Annotated in this window: 1 protein-coding gene; it reads left to right on the forward strand. The window is 63.0% G+C overall.

Annotation, left to right across the window (positions count from 1 at the left end):
- Positions 1–246, forward strand: a 246-nt coding sequence (locus M9Q49_RS35295; RefSeq protein ID WP_254514064.1) for a hypothetical protein, incomplete at both ends; no start/stop codon positions are given.

Below are 246 nucleotides of genomic sequence, written 5' to 3' on the forward strand. Positions count from 1 at the left end.
GGCGCGACTCCCGGCGCGCTGCAGATCATCGGCGATTCGGCCGCGAATGTGTTCGGCATCAACGGCAGCGGCGCGAACACGATCGTGAGCGCCACCGGCTACACGCCGCTCACGTTCAGCGGCAATAACTTCGGTTCGATCGCGATCGATGCACTTGGCAACAGCGACACGATTGACCTCGCGAGCTTCGGCAGCGGTCAGACGAACAACCCGAGCGTGACTCTCATCGGCAACACGGGCAACGAT

It is taken from the genome of Anatilimnocola floriformis (genome assembly GCF_024256385.1).
Taxonomy (GTDB): domain Bacteria; phylum Planctomycetota; class Planctomycetia; order Pirellulales; family Pirellulaceae; genus Anatilimnocola; species Anatilimnocola floriformis.